This is a genomic window from Synechocystis sp. PCC 7339 (genome assembly GCF_019924095.1).
Lineage (GTDB): Bacteria > Cyanobacteriota > Cyanobacteriia > Cyanobacteriales > Microcystaceae > Synechocystis.
In genome coordinates, this window is record NZ_CP063659.1 from 2,680,835 (window position 1) to 2,699,033 (window position 18,199).

General features: G+C 46.3%; 15 protein-coding genes. 6 read left to right on the forward strand and 9 right to left on the reverse strand.

The genetic code is table 11. The annotated features are described in order from the left end of the window. Nucleotides 1–4: 4 nt before the first annotated feature. Nucleotides 5–1,654, reverse strand: coding sequence for a DUF262 domain-containing protein (locus tag IQE94_RS12735; RefSeq protein ID WP_212721282.1), 1,650 nt, complete (start codon nt 1,652–1,654; stop codon nt 5–7). A gap of 286 nt (nt 1,655–1,940) precedes the next feature. Between IQE94_RS12735 and IQE94_RS12740 the strand changes: the two genes are divergently transcribed. Next, on the forward strand, nt 1,941–4,025 hold the full coding sequence (locus tag IQE94_RS12740; protein ID WP_223342079.1) for a M3 family metallopeptidase: 2,085 nt from the start codon (nt 1,941–1,943) through the stop codon (nt 4,023–4,025). A gap of 131 nt (nt 4,026–4,156) precedes the next feature. Then, a complete protein-coding gene (gene proC, locus IQE94_RS12745) occupies nt 4,157–4,960 on the forward strand; it encodes a pyrroline-5-carboxylate reductase (protein WP_223342080.1) in 804 nt (267 codons plus the stop codon). Nucleotides 4,961–4,974: 14 nt separating this feature from the next. Here the strand turns inward: proC and IQE94_RS12750 are convergent, their stop codons facing one another. Both IQE94_RS12750 and IQE94_RS12755 read right to left on the reverse strand, forming a co-directional pair. Next, the gene (locus tag IQE94_RS12750) at nt 4,975–6,444 is read right to left on the reverse strand and encodes a glycoside hydrolase 100 family protein (RefSeq protein ID WP_223342081.1); all 1,470 of its coding nucleotides are present in this window, start codon (nt 6,442–6,444) and stop codon (nt 4,975–4,977) included. A 196-nt stretch (nt 6,445–6,640) separates the two neighbouring features. Beyond that, nucleotides 6,641–7,312: a class I SAM-dependent methyltransferase gene (locus IQE94_RS12755; protein ID WP_223342082.1), complete on the reverse strand. Its 672-nt coding sequence runs from the start codon at nt 7,310–7,312 to the stop codon at nt 6,641–6,643. Between the two features lie 135 nt (nt 7,313–7,447). On the opposite strand from IQE94_RS12755, the gene speA reads away from it, so the two are divergent. Continuing rightward, nucleotides 7,448–9,517, forward strand: coding sequence for a biosynthetic arginine decarboxylase (gene speA / locus IQE94_RS12760; protein ID WP_212721272.1), 2,070 nt, complete (start codon nt 7,448–7,450; stop codon nt 9,515–9,517). A gap of 78 nt (nt 9,518–9,595) precedes the next feature. Here speA and IQE94_RS12765 read toward each other — a convergent pair whose 3' ends face one another. The 3 genes from IQE94_RS12765 to IQE94_RS12775 form a co-directional block, all read right to left on the reverse strand. Next, nucleotides 9,596–10,363, reverse strand: coding sequence for a hypothetical protein (locus IQE94_RS12765; protein WP_223342083.1), 768 nt, complete (start codon nt 10,361–10,363; stop codon nt 9,596–9,598). Between the two features lie 78 nt (nt 10,364–10,441). Beyond that, a complete protein-coding gene (gene nadA / locus IQE94_RS12770) occupies nt 10,442–11,398 on the reverse strand; it encodes a quinolinate synthase NadA (protein ID WP_212721268.1) in 957 nt (318 codons plus the stop codon). Nucleotides 11,399–11,493: 95 nt separating this feature from the next. Then, nucleotides 11,494–12,240, reverse strand: a complete 747-nt coding sequence (locus tag IQE94_RS12775) for a cytochrome c biogenesis protein CcdA (RefSeq protein ID WP_212721259.1) — start codon at nt 12,238–12,240, stop codon at nt 11,494–11,496. Nucleotides 12,241–12,520: 280 nt separating this feature from the next. Between IQE94_RS12775 and acnB the strand changes: the two genes are divergently transcribed. The 3 genes from acnB to IQE94_RS12790 are packed head-to-tail and all read left to right on the forward strand — an operon-like array spanning nt 12,521 to nt 15,649. Continuing rightward, nucleotides 12,521–15,127, forward strand: coding sequence for a bifunctional aconitate hydratase 2/2-methylisocitrate dehydratase (gene acnB, locus IQE94_RS12780; RefSeq protein WP_223342084.1), 2,607 nt, complete (start codon nt 12,521–12,523; stop codon nt 15,125–15,127). Between the two features lie 59 nt (nt 15,128–15,186). Then, nucleotides 15,187–15,405, forward strand: coding sequence for a type II toxin-antitoxin system RelE/ParE family toxin (locus IQE94_RS12785; RefSeq protein ID WP_212721255.1), 219 nt, complete (start codon nt 15,187–15,189; stop codon nt 15,403–15,405). 37 nt (nt 15,406–15,442) lie between these two features. After that, a complete protein-coding gene (locus IQE94_RS12790; protein WP_212721254.1) occupies nt 15,443–15,649 on the forward strand; it encodes a hypothetical protein in 207 nt (68 codons plus the stop codon). 245 nt (nt 15,650–15,894) lie between these two features. Here the strand turns inward: IQE94_RS12790 and IQE94_RS12795 are convergent, their stop codons facing one another. The 3 genes from IQE94_RS12795 to IQE94_RS12805 form a co-directional block, all read right to left on the reverse strand. After that, a complete protein-coding gene (locus IQE94_RS12795) occupies nt 15,895–17,205 on the reverse strand; it encodes an IS701 family transposase (RefSeq protein WP_223341980.1) in 1,311 nt (436 codons plus the stop codon). A gap of 84 nt (nt 17,206–17,289) precedes the next feature. Then, complete coding sequence (locus tag IQE94_RS12800; RefSeq protein ID WP_223343228.1) at nt 17,290–17,820, reverse strand: IS630 family transposase; 531 nt, start codon at nt 17,818–17,820, stop codon at nt 17,290–17,292. Then, on the reverse strand, nt 17,780–18,160 hold the full coding sequence (locus tag IQE94_RS12805; RefSeq protein ID WP_223342085.1) for an IS630 transposase-related protein: 381 nt from the start codon (nt 18,158–18,160) through the stop codon (nt 17,780–17,782). The genes IQE94_RS12800 and IQE94_RS12805 overlap by 41 nt, the downstream gene beginning before the upstream one ends. Nucleotides 18,161–18,199: the final 39 nt, after the last annotated feature.

Sequence of the window (18,199 nt, forward strand, 5' to 3'; positions counted from 1 at the left end):
CAAGTTACTTGATTTTCACGTCTTGGGTAAAACTAAATAGTGAAAAGAGTTGATTAAAGTTATCAATATTTTCCTTTCTTCCCCCAGATATATTGATGTAAAGCCTGTGCCGGTTAGAATCGTATAAGTCACCCATCTTTGCTATGCGTTTGCCGCTCCTGCCTGCTGGAATTCTTTCCAGTAATTCATCTGATGTTCCTATAAAGCTCAGCGACTTTAATCGCTCAATATGATGGGGGTCGTCAGAGCTCAGAATTTTTTCAGATATATGATCGATTAAAAATTGTATTGCTTCTTCAAGAGTTGAATATTCTAGCTCTTTTTGACCGAAACTTACTATAGCATCTGTTTTCATCGAATTTCTTGTTGAAGAACGACGAAGTTCTAATTTAGGAGAGTTACTCTTATGATAAATTTTTCCATCGCAGTAATCACATTCTTCAAAGCTTAAAATTTCTTCCCCTGATACCTTGCAGATGGGCGTTGAATTAAAGGCTTCCTTCTTTTCTAAAAACTCGGACAAATAAGAATCATAATTTTCGACTATTGATTTTAGTGTTTGTTTCCAAGGTGTTAAACGCCCATTTACTTTTGAATTAGTTGACCTTATGATAGAATCTGAAAAATCCCGATCAAAAGAACATAAATCTATAAAAGCGTCGTAAATAACTTCAGCTTTATCTAGTATTTCATTAATTTGATAATCAACAAAACCCAGCATTTGAACGTCAAACACTGCTGCGTTTAGCTGTTTGGAAAAAGAAGCATAATTTTTTGAAGGTTTGACGTTAAAGCTTTTGAATTGATTGCCATTAAAGCAAATTTTCACCATTTCAAGAAGTCTGATAAATAAACTCTCTAGTTCTTCCTGTGAAGAAACAGATGGGTCATTGTCAATCCGCTTCCTCATGTAATCATTTAAAATTTCACTTCTTGATTCTGGATACTGCTTAGTTTGCTGGTTATAGAAATCATATAAAGTAAATAAGCGCAAGATTAGTTCAACATCAAACATTCTGTTTTTATCTGGCTTTCCCTCTGGAGCAGGTTTCAACCTGGGAAATGCGTCTAGAAGTTCCCTATAAGTTCTGTTTTTATTTAAATCTTTCAGGAAATCATTAAATTCTCCATGAAACATACAATTTCTTAGCTCTTGGGAATTTAGAGATACTGATCCCATATTAAGTCGCCCGAAAACTTCAAATTGAATTTCGGGGTGTGTATTACTCTCTATAACTACATTAGTCAGCTCTCTTTCAAAAAACAAATTACTAATATTAGCTGGTAATGTCTGAAATTTAGCTTGATTTAGATGAGGCAAATTTTCAAGATCAGAAGGTTTGAGCTGTCCATTTATAAAATTACAAAGAGTCGTTATTCTTTGAACTCCGTCAATTATTTCATACACAACCATTTCCTTTTCTTCATCATATTTTTCTAGGAAAAAAAGTGGAGGAATTGGTATATCCATAAAAATAGATTCAATAAAACGATTTTGCTTATCTATTGGCCAAACAAAACTTCTTTGATAAGTAGGGATTATAATTTTTGCACTTTGAAAATCAGATATGACATCACCAATTTTTCTGGTTATTACTTTTTTACTTACTCTAACTTTTCTGAGTTGTTCTACAAAGTCTTGTCCTACTGGCATAGTTTTTACCCACAACTATACGAATTTTTATAGAAGTAATTCTAGCCCAGCCTCCAGTTATTTAAGTACGGTTAACCCTAAATATTGCAAAATATTTACATTTAAAGTTTTAATGTTCGTAACAGCTAACATTTTCATATTTTACTGACAGACAGACACACACTTCTGTTTGTCAAGTGCGGTTCCGCGCCCTGAAAATATTCCTGACGATTGTTAATCTAGGAGCATTACCCACCATTGGTTGTGGGGCTTTCCCTTCCGTCAAAATCTTCGACCATATTTCCCTATGACTACTGCCGCCGTTGCCAATCCTCTCCTTCAAGGCCGGGGTTTACCTGCCTTTGACAAAATTCAAGCCACTGACGTGGAGCCAGCGGTGACCACCCTGGTGCAGGAGCTAGAAGCTCAATTGACCGAGTTGGAACAGTCTGTGCAACCCACCTGGGAAGGATTGGTGGAACCACTAACGGCCCTGGAGGAAAAACTGAGTTGGACTTGGGGCACCATTTCCCATTTGATGGGGGTGAAAAATAGCCCCGAACTGCGCCATGGCTTTGAACAAGTGCAACCTTTGGTGGTGGGTTTCATTAGTCGTTTGGGGCAAAGTCGTCCCCTTTATGAAGCCTTTGTGGCCCTGCGAAATAGTGCCGAGTGGGACACATTGGAGCCGGCCCAGCAACGCATTGTGGAAAGCAATATCCGGGAAGCGGAATTAGGCGGTGTCGGCTTAACGGGGGAAAAACGGGAACGGTTCAATGCAATCCAGTTGGAATTGGCGGAACTGGCCACGAAATTTTCCAATAATGTGTTGGACGCCAGCCAAGCGTTTGAATTGAAATTAACGACTGAAGAGGAAATTGCCGGGTTACCCCCTAGTTTATTAGCCCTGGCGGCCCAAACGGCACAACAAAAGGGAGAAGAAAAGGCTACTCCAGAAGATGGGCCCTGGGTAATTACCTTGGACTATCCCAGTTATCTTCCCTTTATGAAATATAGTCAGCGGGCGGATCTCCGGGAAAAAGTTTATCGTGCCTTTATTCGTCGGGCGGCGGATGGACAGTGGGATAACCATCCCTTGATTGAAAAAATTTTGGCATTGCGACTGGAAAAAGCGCAGTTGTTGGATTTTGACACCTATGCGGAGTTGAGTTTGTCCCGCAAAATGGCCCCCGATGTGGCGGCGGTGGAAAAATTGTTGGAGGAGTTACGGCTCCCAAGTTACAAGGCGGCGGAAAAGGAATTTGCTGATTTGAAAAAATTTGCTGGGGTGGAAGAACTACACCATTGGGACATTGCCTACTGGTCGGAACGGCAACGAGAACAGGAATTTGATTTTGATGCGGAGGCTCTGCGGCCCTATTTTCCCCTGCCCCAAGTGTTGGAAGGTTTATTTTCTCTGGCAAAAAGGTTATTTGGGGTAACTATTCAACCCAGTGTAGATCCGGTTCCGGTCTGGCACCCCGATGTGCAATTTTTCCAAGTGCTAGATGAATCGGGTATGGCGATCGCCAATTTCTATTTGGATGCCTACAGTCGCCCAGCAGAAAAACGGGGCGGTGCGTGGATGGCGGATTGCTTAAACCGGGGTCAAGAGTTGATAGATGGTCAAAAATCCCTCCGTCTGCCGGTAGCCTACTTGATTTGTAACCAAACGCCGCCGGTGGGGGACAAACCCAGTTTGATGACCTTTTACGAAGTCACCACTTTGTTCCATGAGTTTGGCCATGGGTTGCAACATTTGCTGACTACGGTTAATTACAGCGGTGCGGCGGGCATTAATAACGTGGAATGGGATGCGGTGGAATTGCCCAGCCAATTTATGGAAAATTGGTGCTATGACCCCACCACCCTGTTTAGCTTGGCCAAACATTACCAAACCGGGGAAACTTTACCCCAGGCGGAATACGAAAAAATCCTTGCCACCCGCAACTTTATGACCGGTTCCGCTATGCTCCGGCAGATTAATTTCAGCCTGGTGGATTTGGAATTGCATCATCGCTATCGTCCCAATGGCCCGGAAACCATTGAGCAAATTGGCGATCGCCTGGCGAAAATTACTACCATTTTGCCTTCCCTGCCGGAAAATGCCTTTCTCTGCTCCTTTGGCCACATTTTTGCTGGGGGCTATGCCGCCGGTTACTACAGCTATAAATGGGCGGAAGTGCTCAGTGCCGATGCCTTTGCCGCCTTTGAAGAGGTGGGTTTGGACAATGAAACCGCTGTGCAAACCACGGGTAAGCGTTTTCGGGAAACGGTGTTGGCCTTGGGGGGAAGCTTAGCCCCCGCAGTGGTTTTTGAAAAATTCCGGGGGCGACAACCGCAAACTGCTCCCCTGTTGCGCCATAACGGTTTATTACCTAGTGCAACCTGATCAATTTCCCGATTAATGAATTGAGTAATGAACCTTACCAACTCCCTGTCTCCCCGACTTAGCCATAGGATCGGTGGGGTTGGGGGTTCAAGGTATAATTCTGAATACTATTGGGAACAGCCTAAATTACAGTGTCCATTCAACTCGGTATCATCGGCGGCGGGATAATGGCGGAGGCCATCCTGTGCCGCTTAATTGCAGAAAAAACCTACGCCCCGGAGGAAATAATTGTGGGGGAGCCCCACGGTGCCCGGCGGGATTATCTCCAAAAAACCTATCAAGTTAGAGTTTCCCCCGATAACCAAGAGGCGGCCAATGTTTCTGAAGTGCTGCTGTTGGCAGTCAAACCCCAGGTACTAGACCGGGTGCTGGCCAGCTTAGCGGGAGGAGCTAACCGTCCCTTAGTGATTTCCATTTTGGCCGGGGTTTCTCTGCAAAGAATTCAAAAAGGCTTTCCTGACCACGCCATTATCCGAGCCATGCCCAATACCCCCGCTACTGTTGGAGCCGGTATGACGGCGATCGCCGCTAATAAAATAGTGGAGCCGGATCAGTTAGCCAAGGCCAAAGCCATCTTTTCGGCGGTGGGCAATGTGGTGGAAGTGCCGGAAAATTTAATGGATGCGGTGACGGGGGTTTCCGGTTCGGGCCCAGCCTACGTCGCTTTGATGATCGAAGCCCTGGCGGACGGTGGCGTTTTGGCCGGATTACCCAGGGCGATCGCCCAAAAATTGGCCTTGCAAACGGTGTTGGGGACGGCCCAGTTAATCAAAGACACCGGGGAACACCCCGCCCAAATTAAGGATAAGGTCACCAGTCCGGGGGGCACCACTATTGCTGGAGTGGCAGTGCTGGAGAAAATGGGTTTCCGTTCTGCGGTCATCGAAGCTGTGCGGGCCGCCTTTCGCCGTTCCCAAGAATTGGGCAAAAAATAAATTAAGAAGGGATTTTAATGCAACGCTTGATGCAAACTTTTCAGACTAGGCAGGTCGAACATCAAAGCATCGTCAGGGTTAACTTCCGTAAAATGATGTACCAACAATAGACCCACAATAGTCCAGGTTTGGTAGGAACGGGATTGTTGCCCAACCCAAAAGCCCGTGGGGCCATCAAAATATTCGGCCCATTTATGTTTGGGTAAACGGCGCAAAAGCACTTCGTAGTTATTGCGGATGAGGTTACCCATTTCCGCATACTCCACTGTGCCGTAGTTGGAGTGACAGCTATGACGGAGCACTGCCACCACCAAAAACCAGAATAAACAGGGCCAATGGCCGGCATTGTGATAGCACCAGGGTAAATTTTTGCGGTCAAAGCCGGTTTTACTGCGCCAATCGTCATCTTTGAGGGGGGGATGGCAAATTCTCAGGGGCATTTGGGCACACAGTTCCCGCTGATTATTCAATACCAAACGGAAAAAGGAACGTTGCTGGGCCAAACTAGTGACATCAAAAATTGCCCCCAAGCAATTGCCCAGGGAGAAAAAGCGAAAATCGGGGCGGCCTGTGCGGATATTACCAATTAAATAACCCCCCCGATCGCCGAGCCAGTCCTGGAGCCAGTTGGGAATAGTTTCGGTGTGGACATTATGTTCGTTGCTGGCTTCTTCACCGTACTGTTCCGTGGGACGGCGACGCAGGGTTTGGACAATGTTGCAATTAATCCAGTAATGCTTGAGCAGATAGGTGCGGAGTTTTTTCAGCCAATCCACACTCAGGTCAAACTGATGACTCTGCTCCACAGTAAAGCTATCGAAGGGGTGGTCATTATGGCTCGAATAACCCTTCGCTTTCAGGTCAATTAATAGTAACCCCGCCGCACTTTTTAGGGCCCCGTAGAGCAGGGTTTGGATTTCTAGGGGCGCTCCCCACACATCCATGGGACGGTCAATCATAAAGGCCCCGTCCGGCACAAACAAAGTCGGCGCATCCCGAAACACTGGATGGAGAATGAGGTTTAAAAACTTTTGTAGCCCCAACTGCACATGGGTTTGCCTAGCCCAAGCTTCATTGCCGGTTCTTTGCACGTAGTAATAGGCCAAAATGGGCCACCAGAGGGACGCATCCACCGAACAAACCCGACCGATCGCCCGTTGGCCATAGTCCGCCTTGAGTTCATGGTTTTCTGTTTCCACAAAACTGGTGGGGAAAATGCCATAGGTGGGAAAGCCCTTACTCTGGAGGGTCAGGCAAATTTCCAAAAAGTTTTGGACAATTTCCGTTTCATTTTGCAGTAACAAAAAGATCATCACCGGCACATTGTCCCGAATGAAAACCTCCGTATAGTTCAAATCATGGTGATCCGATTGGGGAATAGCCGCCACGGTGCCCACATATTGCCCATTAATTTTGACCATAGCCTTTTCGTAGAGCAAACGGCGGGCCTGGTCTAGGATTTGTTGAGCCTGGGGGGATTTCATAGCGGAAGATTAGGATTAATCTATGGGGCAAATTTAATTTTGCTGAACTAGTCCAACGGTGTAAAGCATTTTGCTTCTTGGAAGCCTGGGGGCAAAGTCCTAGTTCGCATCCTCAATATTTCAACACTGACGGACTTTCATCCGGCTTGCTCCTAAACTTGGGGGATCAGGGAGCTTTTTGAACTTAACCCCGGATCTACAAATGGGCGATCGCCACGTTGCCAATGGAGCTATCAAAACTAACATTGAGCAATGCTTGCCAACGGGTTAGAATCTCCTGCTCCCCAGCTCGGTTAATGTCATCCAAAATGATAGTGCTGTGGGGAGCCAACTGACTTTGGAAGAAAGGCACTGCAGGAAAACGGGAATATTGAATGTCTTCTTGGTAGGCCGGCGGTCCGTCCACCAACAGACAATCAATGGTTTTGCTAGCGGGTAACTGGTGACGGATTTTCTGGCGATCGTACCACTCCCCATTGCCCAAGGCCAGTTCGCAGGGTTCCAAGGGGGCATGGATAAGCTGGACGTAGGTGGTCAACTCTTCCCTCGCCAATGCATCCTGCAAAAAATTTAACCAATCCAAATTATTTTCAATACAGTGGAGTCGGCCCTGCAAACCATTGCGACGAAATAAACGGGCAATGTACAACGTAGATACTCCACCACCGCATTCCACAATGGATAGGTGTTTGCGAATTAAAATCGTGTTGAGAATTTGTACCAATCCACTGGGGCGGAGGGCATAGCCACTCCAAGGCAAATAGTTGCCTGCCAACGGCATCAAGTACTGCATGGCCAAGCTATCTTCCCAAATTTCTTGCAATCTTTGGTGGTCTGTTTCTGGGGGCAGGAAAGAAGGGTTGGGCATACAAATTAATTACGACGGTCAGGTTAACATCCGTTTAAGCTATGGCAGAAGAAAGCCTTGCCGAAGCTATTCTATGCTAGATTCTGTCGGAGGAATGTAACAATCGAAAGCAGTTATTTTTTCTTGGGGCAAGCCATGGAAGGGCAGTCAATCGAACTAGAACTAAACGTCATGGCAATGCCGGAGTTAACCGACAGCACTCAGGCGGGGGAAACTGATGCGGCTCCCCAGGCGATCGCCGACCGTCGTTGGACCATTGACGACAGTGAAAACCTCTACCGCATTACCGGTTGGGGGGAGCCCTATTTTTCCATTAATGCGGCGGGCCATGTCACCGTGTCTCCCCAGGCTGACCATGGGGGGGCGTTGGATCTGTACGAACTGGTTAAGGGTTTGAGGCAAAGAAATATTGGTTTACCCTTACTGTTGCGCTTTTCCGATATTTTGGCCGACCGTATTAATCGCCTCAATGCGGCCTTTGCCCGGGGCATTGCCCGGTACCGCTACCCCAACACCTACCGGGGGGTTTATCCCATTAAATGCAACCAGCATCGCCATATTGTGGAATCCCTGGTGCGCTATGGCACTCCCTACAATTTTGGCTTGGAAGCCGGTTCTAAACCGGAATTGATGATTGCCCTGGCCATGCTCCAGCCCCAGGAAAATCCAGAGCCGGATCAGCAAAATCAGCCTTTACTAATTTGTAATGGTTACAAGGATCGAGAATATATTGAAACCGCATTGTTAGCCCGTCGTCTGGGCCATCGACCCATTATTGTGGTGGAGCAGGTGGCAGAAGTGGCTTTAGCCATAGAAATTTCCCGCAATCTGGGTATTAAACCAATTTTAGGGGTGAGGGCCAAGCTTAGTACCCAGGGCATGGGCCGTTGGGGCATTTCCACCGGCGATCGAGCTAAGTTTGGTTTGACCATCCCGGAGATGCTAACGGCGATCGGCCAACTGCGGCAGGCGGATATGCTAGATAGTCTGCAATTGCTCCATTTCCACATCGGTTCCCAGATTTCTTCCATTTCTGTGATTAAGGAAGCGATGACGGAAGCCAGCCAAATTTTTGTGCAGTTGGCCAAGCTGGGAGGCAATATGCGCTATCTCGATGTGGGGGGCGGCCTAGGGGTAGATTATGACGGCTCCAAAACCAATTTTTATGCTTCCAAAAATTACAACATCCAGAATTACGTTAACGATGTGATTTCAGCGGTGCAGGATGCCTGTGTGGCCGCTGAAGTTTCCTGTCCGGTGCTGATTAGTGAAAGTGGCCGGGCGATCGCCAGCCATCAGTCGGTGCTCATTTTCGACATTGTGGCCACTAACGATATTAATCCCCCTTTGCCCAAGGTGAAGGCCAAAGACCATGCCATTTTGCGTAATTTGATGGAAACCTGGGAAACCATTACGGTGGATAATTACCAAGAGGCGTACCATGACGTGGAACAGTTTAAAACGGAAGCCATTAGTTTATTTAACTTTGGTTATTTAGGGCTGAAAGAAAGGGCTAAGGCAGAGGAAATTTATTGGGCCTGTTGCCATAAAATCTTACAAATTTGTCGTCAGCAGGAATATGTCCCCGATGATTTAGAAAACTTAGAAGTTAACCTAGCTTCTATTTACTATGCCAATATGTCAGTGTTTCAATCGGCTCCAGATTCCTGGGCGATAGACCAACTTTTTCCCATCATGCCCATCCATCGTTTGGATGAAGAACCCACCCAGCGTGGCATTCTAGCGGATATTACCTGTGACAGCGACGGCAAAATTGACCGATTTATTGACCTGCGGGATGTTAAATCGGTGCTAGAACTTCATCCTTTACTGGAAGTAGCACAGGAAAATGCTCCCCCCAGGGTGGAGCCCTACTATTTAGGTATGTTTTTGGTGGGAGCCTACCAAGAAATCATGGGTAACTTACATAATTTATTTGGTGATATCAATGTGGTGCATATTCAAATGAATCCTAAAGGTTATCAAATTGAACATTTAGTACGGGGGGATACCATTGCCGAAGTATTGGGCTATGTGCAGTACGATCCCGAAGATTTGCTGGAGAATATGCGCCGCTACTGTGAGCAGGCCATGGAGGATAAACGTATGAGCCTGGAGGAATCCCAACTACTGCTGGAAAATTACGAGCGCAGTTTGTTGCAATACACCTACCTCAAGCCGACCTCAGGCATCCAAACCAGCTAAATAGACGGCGGCGGCAGAAAGCTTTACCAAAGTCCCAGCGTCTTGATCTAGAAGGGGGTTTTATTTTGCTCCTTCAACCTATTTGCGGAGGCGTTTATGGGGCAGAAACTGGTCGTCAAAATTTGGTCTGGCCTGACTAGGGGGCTGGGCGGTGGCCGAGTCGGCGATCGGGCGGGGCGCTTCCGGATTGGCCACTGGAATGGGGGTGGTGGTATTGCCACTAGAATTAGCAGGAGGCATGAGGTTAGCGGCCGTATCAGAAGAGGCTGGGGTTTCCGTGGTGGTTACTTCCTCCACTACTTCTTCGGTTACCTGGGTTGTTTCCGTTGTCCCACCCGGTTCCGCTTGTTCTGTGGTTGTTTCTTCAATAACGGCAAGGTTCGTAGTGCTTTCTGTTGGGGCGATTGCCGTGGGAGTTTCCTGGGCGGGGACACTGGTATCAGGGCCGTCATTGCTAGCGGTGGCTTGGGGATTCGGGGCGGTGGTTTCCACCAGATAAGATTCCCCCAGTTTTTCGGGGCCAATGAAAATGGGTTCAAAGGCTACTTCTCCCCGGATGCTCAGCACTGTGCCTTTGCGGGGTAACTGGCGATCGGTTTTGACCCACACCCTTCCAGTTTTATCTTGGATTTGGTAAGCGCCCCCTTCTAAAAATGGAGCCACATTGACCACAATGCCCTGGACATTAACTGTGCGCTGATTGGAAATTTCTTCTAGCTTGGCAATGTCCAAATATTCCTGAGCTAAGCCAAAGGGATTGAGGGGGCTACAACTCACCATCCAGCCGCTCAGGAACAGGGGAAAGAACAGTTTTCGGCCTACCCAGGATAACTTGGCAGTCATCATCGCCCTCACAATCAATAGCTTCTCGACCACCATACTAGCCTATCTGGTTGACCATCTCGGAGCCTGGTTATGCCACCATTAGGACATGGCCAGCATTCTCTGGATCGGTTTCAGGGCCGCCGCCATGGTGGCTTCCGGTAAGGTAATCTCCGGCGATCGCCGTTTCATAGCCCAGTAGAGTTTTTCTAGGGTATTCAAACGCATATAGGGACATTCGTTGCATTCGCAATTGCTGTTATTGGGCAGGGGAATGAATTGCTTAGAGGGGGAAAGCTTTTCCATTTGGTGAATAATGCCAGGCTCCGTACCGACAATAAATTCCTTACCTTGGGACTGGTGGGAATAATTGAGTAACGCAGTGGTGGAGCCAATAAAGTCCCCATGGCGCAAGATAGCTTCTTCGCATTCGGGATGGGCAATAATTTCTGCCTGGGGATATTTGGCTTTCAGCTCCAGCAAACGCCGTTCCGAAAAAGTTTCATGGACAATGCAACTACCCTGCCACAACACCATTTCTCGCCCGGTTTGCTCCATCACATAACGACCTAAATTGCGATCGGGGGCAAAAATTATTTTTTGATCCTGGGGTAATTGTTGAACAATTTTCACCGCATTGGAGCTGGTGCAGATAATGTCACTCAGGGCTTTAATTTCCGCTGTGCAATTGATATAGCTAATCACCAAATGGTCAGGGTGGCGTTGTTTAAACTCGGCAAATTCCTGGGGAGGGCAACTGTCCGCCAAGGAACAGCCCGCTTCTAAATCCGGCAAAAGTACCAACTTATGGGGATTGAGAATTTTGGCCGTTTCCGCCATGAAATGTACCCCAGCAAAAACAATCACATCGGCATCGGTGCTGGCCGCCTGTTGGGATAGCCCCAGGGAATCCCCCAAGTAATCAGCAATGTCTTGGATGGCCGCTTCTTGGTAGTAGTGGGCCAAAATTACCGCATTCAACTCTTTTTTCAACTGTTGAATAGCCCCCACGAGGTCACGGGGCTGGGTTTCTTGGGGTGGGGCAACGGCGGTAAACACTATTTTGGGACTCCTGGAATATTTATAGTTAAAACTACCATAAATATTTTAACACAGAAATTAACCTGGCATTGGTTAGGGTGCGGGGGAGGACTCTATGACAACCACTGTCCCAGGGGGAGACGGGAGAGGAGGGTAATGACCCCAAAACTGAGCAAAATTGTGCCACTAATGGGATTGAGCCAGCCAGACCATTGGCGCAGTTGCAACAACCGTTTTAAACTGCCAGCAAACAGGCCAACCAAAATGAGGGGGGTGACGTAACCGACGGTATAGGCCAACAAAAGACCACTGCCCAGTAATAGATCTTGGCGACTAGCCACCCAAGCTAGCAGGCTGGCCAACACGGGAGTACTACAGGGGGAGGCGATTAGCCCAAAGGTTAGCCCTGCCAATAGGGCCCTCAATGCCGGGGGAAAATCGTCTTTAATCCAATCCGTTGTCCCCAAACTAGGAAACCGCAGGGGTAATAGTTCCAACAGGTTTAATCCCATTAAAATGGCCACTACGCTCACCAAAATGGGTAACCCAAGGCCAATTTGTCCATAGATTTTACCCAAGGCCGCCGCCCCCAGCCCCAAGCTAGCCAAGGTAATGGCCAACCCCAGAGCAAACCAGAGGGATTGTTTGAATGATTGCAGGTGATCGCCGTCGGCGGTACCACCAATGTAGGCAATGGTTAAAGGTAAAAGGGAAAGTAAACAGGGGGTCAAACTAGTGACCAGTCCCGCTAGCAGGATGATAAGTAAACTAAGGGGAGTTAGTTGCCCCAGTTGTTCCACCACCAGGCGATCGGCCCATTGCTGGAGGAAATACAGTTGATTTTGCAGAGATTGCCACATTACACAATTGTCCAAAAAGCCAAAAATTAAGCTTGAAATTTGCTGGTTGCCATTTGGTTCCTGGTTTATTGGCGGAGTTTAACCAGAGAGAAGATTAAACCCAGGAAAAATTGGCACTTGTCCAACAATGCTAAGCAATTCCCCGCCATCTCGCCAAACATCATCGTCCTTCTGCCGCCATGCCCCAAACCGTTTGTCGGTAACTTATCCCGTTCCCCTGCATAAAATAGAATATTCACCGTCGACCATGAACTAATATTGCCGGAAAGAGAACCGTCCTATGTTGCAAGACTACCGTCGCCACGCTACCGATCGCCAAAAGTTAGGCATCCCCCCCCTGCCCCTCACCGCCGAGCAAACCACAGAACTCTGTGAACTGCTGAAAAATCCCCCCGAAGCGGAAAAAGAAGAATTGTTAATGTTACTCCAGGACCGGGTTCCCCCTGGGGTAGATGAGGCCGCCTACGTTAAAGCGGGATTCCTCACGGCGATCGCCAAAGGCGAAGTAACCTGTCCCTTGATTAGTAGCCAAGGGGCGGTGGACTTATTAGGAACCATGATCGGCGGGTATAACGTTCAATCCCTAATCGAACTGCTCAAATCGAAAGATACTAGTATAGCCAGTGCGGCCGCCACAGCCCTGAGCAAAACCCTGCTAGTCTTTGATGCGTTTAACGATGTGCTCCATTTGAGCGACACCAACGCCTACGCCAAACAGGTGATTGACGCTTGGGCCGAAGGGGCTTGGTTCATTAATAAACCAGAAGTTGCCGAAAGTATTACCGTTACTGTTTTTAAGGTTCCCGGTGAGACCAATACCGACGATCTTTCCCCCGCTCCCCACGCCACTACCCGCCCGGACATTCCCCTCCATGCCCTGGCCATGCTGGAATCAAAAATGCCCGACGGTCTGCAAACCATTGCCGAACTCAAGCAGAAGGGCCATCCTGTGGCCTATGTGGGCGACGTGGTGGGTACTGGCTCTTCCCGTAAATCCGCCATTAACTCGGTGCTCTGGCATATTGGCGACGACATTCCCTTTGTGCCCAATAAACGGGCCGGCGGCTATATTCTGGGAGGAAAAATTGCCCCCATCTTTTTCAACACTGCCGAAGATTCCGGTGCATTACCCATTGAGTGCGACGTTAACCTACTCAACACCGGGGATGTGATCACCATTTACCCCCAGGAAGGCAAAATCACCAACGAGGCTGGAGAAACCCTCAGTACTTTTCAACTCAAACCGGAAACCATCTTGGATGAAGTGCGGGCCGGTGGCCGTATTCCCCTCTTAATTGGTCGTGCTTTAACTGATAAAACCAGGGAAGCCCTAGGATTATCCCCCTCCACGCTCTTTGTGCGTCCCACTGCCCCTGCTGACACCGGCAAAGGGTTCACCCTCGCCCAAAAAATGGTGGGTAAGGCCTGCGGCGTAGACGGTATTCGTCCCGGCACTTCCTGTGAGCCGATTATGACCACCGTGGGTTCCCAAGACACCACTGGCCCCATGACCAGGGATGAGTTGAAGGAACTAGCTTGCCTTGGTTTTAATGCAGATTTGACTCTACAAACCTTCTGTCATACCGCCGCCTATCCTAAACCCGTGGATATTAAAACCCATAAAGATCTGCCAGACTTTTTCTCCACCAGGGGGGGCGTGGCCCTCAAACCAGGGGATGGCATTATTCACTCCTGGCTCAATCGTATGTTGCTGCCTGATACGGTGGGTACGGGCGGGGATTCCCATACCCGTTTTCCCTTGGGAATTTCCTTTCCTGCTGGCTCTGGTCTGGTGGCGTTTGCGGCAGCCTTGGGAGTAATGCCGTTGGATATGCCGGAATCGGTTTTGGTCAAATTCACGGGGGAACTACAACCGGGGGTCACCCTGCGGGACATTGTCAACGCCATTCCTTGGGTGGCTATGCAACAGGGCAAACTCACCGTGGGGAAAGGGGACAAAATCAATGTGTTTAACGGTCGGATCATGGAAATGGAAGGATTACCGGATCTGAAAGTTGAACAAGCGTTTGAGTTGACCGATGCCACCGCTGAGCGTTCCTGTTCCGGCTCCACCATTAAGCTGAGCGAAGAAACCGTAGCGGAATATCTGCGCTCCAATGTGGTGCTGATGAAAAATATGATTGCCCGGGGTTATCAGGATGCCCGTACCCTATTACGACGCATTGCCAAGATGGAGGAGTGGTTGGCTAATCCCAGCTTGATGTCCGCCGATGCCGATGCGGAATACGCCGATGTGATCGAAGTTAACCTCAATGAAATCAAGGAACCCATTGTGGCGGCCCCCAATGATCCCGATAACGTCAAGCTGATGTCGGAATGTTCTGGAGATGTCATCCATGAGGTGTTTATTGGTTCTTGTATGACTAATATTGGCCATTACCGTGCGGCGGCCAAAATCCTCGAAGGGGCCGGAACGGTGAAGGGGCGGCTTTGGATTTGTCCCCCCACCCGCATGGATGAGCAACAGTTGCGGGATGAGGGTATATACGGCATTTTTGCAGCGGCCGGAGCCAGGACAGAAATGCCCGGTTGTTCCCTTTGCATGGGTAACCAAGCCCGGGTGGAAGATGGAGTAACGGTCTTTTCCACCTCTACCCGTAATTTCAATAACCGCATGGGTAAAGGTGCCCAGGTTTATCTCGGTTCCGCTGAGTTGGCCGCCGTTTGTGCTCTCCTAGGTAAAATTCCCACAGTGGAAGAATACCTGGCGATCGTGGCGGAAAAAGTTGCCCCGTTTGAAGGTGAACTTTACCGTTACCTCAACTTCAATGAGATTGATAATTTTGAGGACTTTGGCCGGGTCATTCCCCTGGAGCAAATGCCCAAGATTGAAGATCTTTTGGGGATGCCAGTGGGCGCTAAGTAAACCGTAAAATTAGGGTGGGCCTTTTATGGCTCACCTTCTGAATTTATCTACCCTTAACAGTGAAATATAAGATTAGATTTAAGCCAAAAGCGATAAAAACTCTAAAAAAATTACAGCCCGCTGACAATCAAAGAATTTTGGCTAAAATTGAAGCGTTAACTGATAATCTTCAGGGAGATGTCAAAAAACTGACAAACTTTACGCCGGAATATCGTTTGCGGGTTGGCAATTGTCGCATCCTGTTTGAAATCGAAGAAGATGCAATTCTAATTTATTGAATTAAACACAGACAAAACGCTTATCAGTAGAAAATTTATGCTAGATTTACATCCTAATTTTATTGCTAAAAATGGAAAAAATGAGTTTGTTGTACTTCCCTATGAAGAGTTTACACAGATTCAATCGCTGTTGGAAGATTTGGAGGATTTAGAAGATTTAAGACAAGCCAAAAAGGAGCAGGAAGGCGAGTCGATCTATTCTTTAGAGGAAGTGAAAGCAATGCTTGATGATTCATCGCCATGAAACACCCCATCTTCATGGTCGCATTAAATGGGAAAGCGATTCGGCAAAATTATAGCTGATTAGGATAATTATGAGACGCTAAGCTAGAGAGTGATCTAAATTTTGCGTAAAGAGGAAAATTAAAGAGAAAAGCGTTCAGGAAAAAGAATAGCAAAATGGAAAGCAGCAGCTCGCCAATCTCGGATAAGGCGTTGCCATTTTTTAGTGAAGTTCCTCATGGCTAAATGTATCCCTCTTTCATCAATCTAGGCAGAAGAAGAATAGAATGTATTCCATGAATTTAGCAAATACTTTAATCGATCTAGCTTATCAACCTTGTTGTAAAGTTTAGTTAACTCATCCAAAACATGGGCAAATGGAAATACTTTTAACCACTTTTTGATAAGATTTATTGCATTAAATACAGAGATCACTAATCGTAGGTTGTTTAGCCATTTTTTCCACCCTTCTTCTTTATCCCATTTTTCATGCTTTTGATGATACTTTGACGTTGAATTTAGAGTCGGATTAAAATTCTCATCATAAAAACAAATCATACAATATGCACACATCACTAATTCCCACCATTTTTGAATTTGCTCATAATGAGTTACCCTAAAATCTGCCCATCCTAATTCACTTTTGCATTGCTTAAATCCATATTCTATCCATGACCTTACCCCATATATTCTGCCAACTTCTTTATATTTAATATCTGGTATTCGAGTCATTACAAACCATCCTGCTTTTTCCTCCTCTTTTTCTGTTTCTGTTTTAATTTCCCAATATCTTATTGCGCTTTTTTTGCCATAAACTATTTCTCTGATATACCTATCTTCCTGTTTTCCATCCCATCTTATATGTTCAAACCTCCTCCACTTATTTGCCCTTACTTTAGCTTCCTTTGGAAGCCAGACCCCATGATTGCTCCGGATTCCCACTGCATATTCTATTTTTAATTCCTCTACGGCACTGATAAAATTGCTATGGCTTTCTCCATATAAGCTATCTGACACTACTCTTTTTATTTTAAAACCACTTTCTTCTAGTTCTTTTATTATCTCTACTGCTAATTCCGGCTTTGTTTTATACTTATCTCCCTCTTTTAATCTTTCTTTTGGTTTAAATACTTTTGATTCTAGAGGAAACGTTACTCCATTGCAGTAACCATAGGCATTTACTGACACTATACCGCTTTCTATTTTTCCTAAATTTCCAATATATTGTCTTTTTACATAATCTGTTGTTTTCCCTTTTTTGGGGTCTCCTGTTTCATCTATTATTACTATTATTTCTCTTCCTTCTAAAACTTCTAAGATAATATTTAATCTTCTTTTTTCTAATTCTTTTAATTCCCAAGGAGAATCTGTCATGAAATGCAGTAATCCCTGTTCATTTTTCAATCCTAGTGATGATGCTATTGCAGGTAAACTCTTTCTTTTTATATCACTTAATATTCCCACAATGATATATTTAAATGACTCATAAGACCTCACTTCTGGAAATATATCTTTATACAGTTCACTATATGTGTCTACACACTGTACTGTCTTTTTCGCCTCTCTTGTCTTTGTCATTCTCCCTCCGCGCTTTTCAGCCTTTTATCTCCATTTTAATTCCCTCAGTCTGACGGAAGAGGGGTATAGCAAAGGACGAGATAGTTAGGACACTTCTCTCAACGCTATATCCAATGCAGAAATCAGCGATTCTCCATTACTAACAAGTTGGGAAACATAACGTTTTAGTCTCGCCCAGAACTTCTCAATTTTGTTCAAGTCTGGTGAATATGGTGGTAAAAATATAACCTCACACCCAGCTTTTGCTACCAATGCCTTTATTCTTTCTTTCGGATGAAAGCTTGCATTATCCATGATTAGTATCTGACCTGGTATTAACTCTGGTAATAACATTTCTTCTATCCACGTGCATACTACTTGAGCGTTACAGTATCCTTCAAATATCATTGGAGCTATTGTTGTTCCATTCCACCACCAACTTATTATGCTGACTCTCTTGGTTCTATGTCCTAATTTGCTTGCCTTTAATCTCTCTGATTTATGACAGTACCCATAGGGGTAGTCTAGAGTGTCATCTAGACCGGCTTGATCCATATAAATCAGTTTTTCTGCCGCATATTGCTTGATTTCATCTTCAAATGCCTTTCTCGCTTCCTCTTCTATTTCCCTGTAAATATAAGTTTTTTTTTCTAGTAAACCCTATTTTCTTTAGAGCCTTACTTATTCTTATTCTACTTACGGGCTCTGGCCATTTTTCTGCCATTTGTTTTTGCGTTAAATGACCGTTCTCCTCCGCAAATTCTCTGAATTTATCCAAATCATCTATTTTCGGTCGTGGACCACGCTCATAATCTCTCTTCGCGGCCACACTTCCTGTTTCTTTCTTCTTTTTTATCCATAGGTCTAAGGTGTTGCGACTAATGTTCAGTGTTCGGCAGACATGGCTTTTCTTCTCTCCTTTTTCTACTGCACTTACCGCTTTCTCTCTTAGATCTACACTGTAGGGGGCTGGCATCGCTTTTTTCCTAACTCTTTCCCTACATTATGTCCTAAC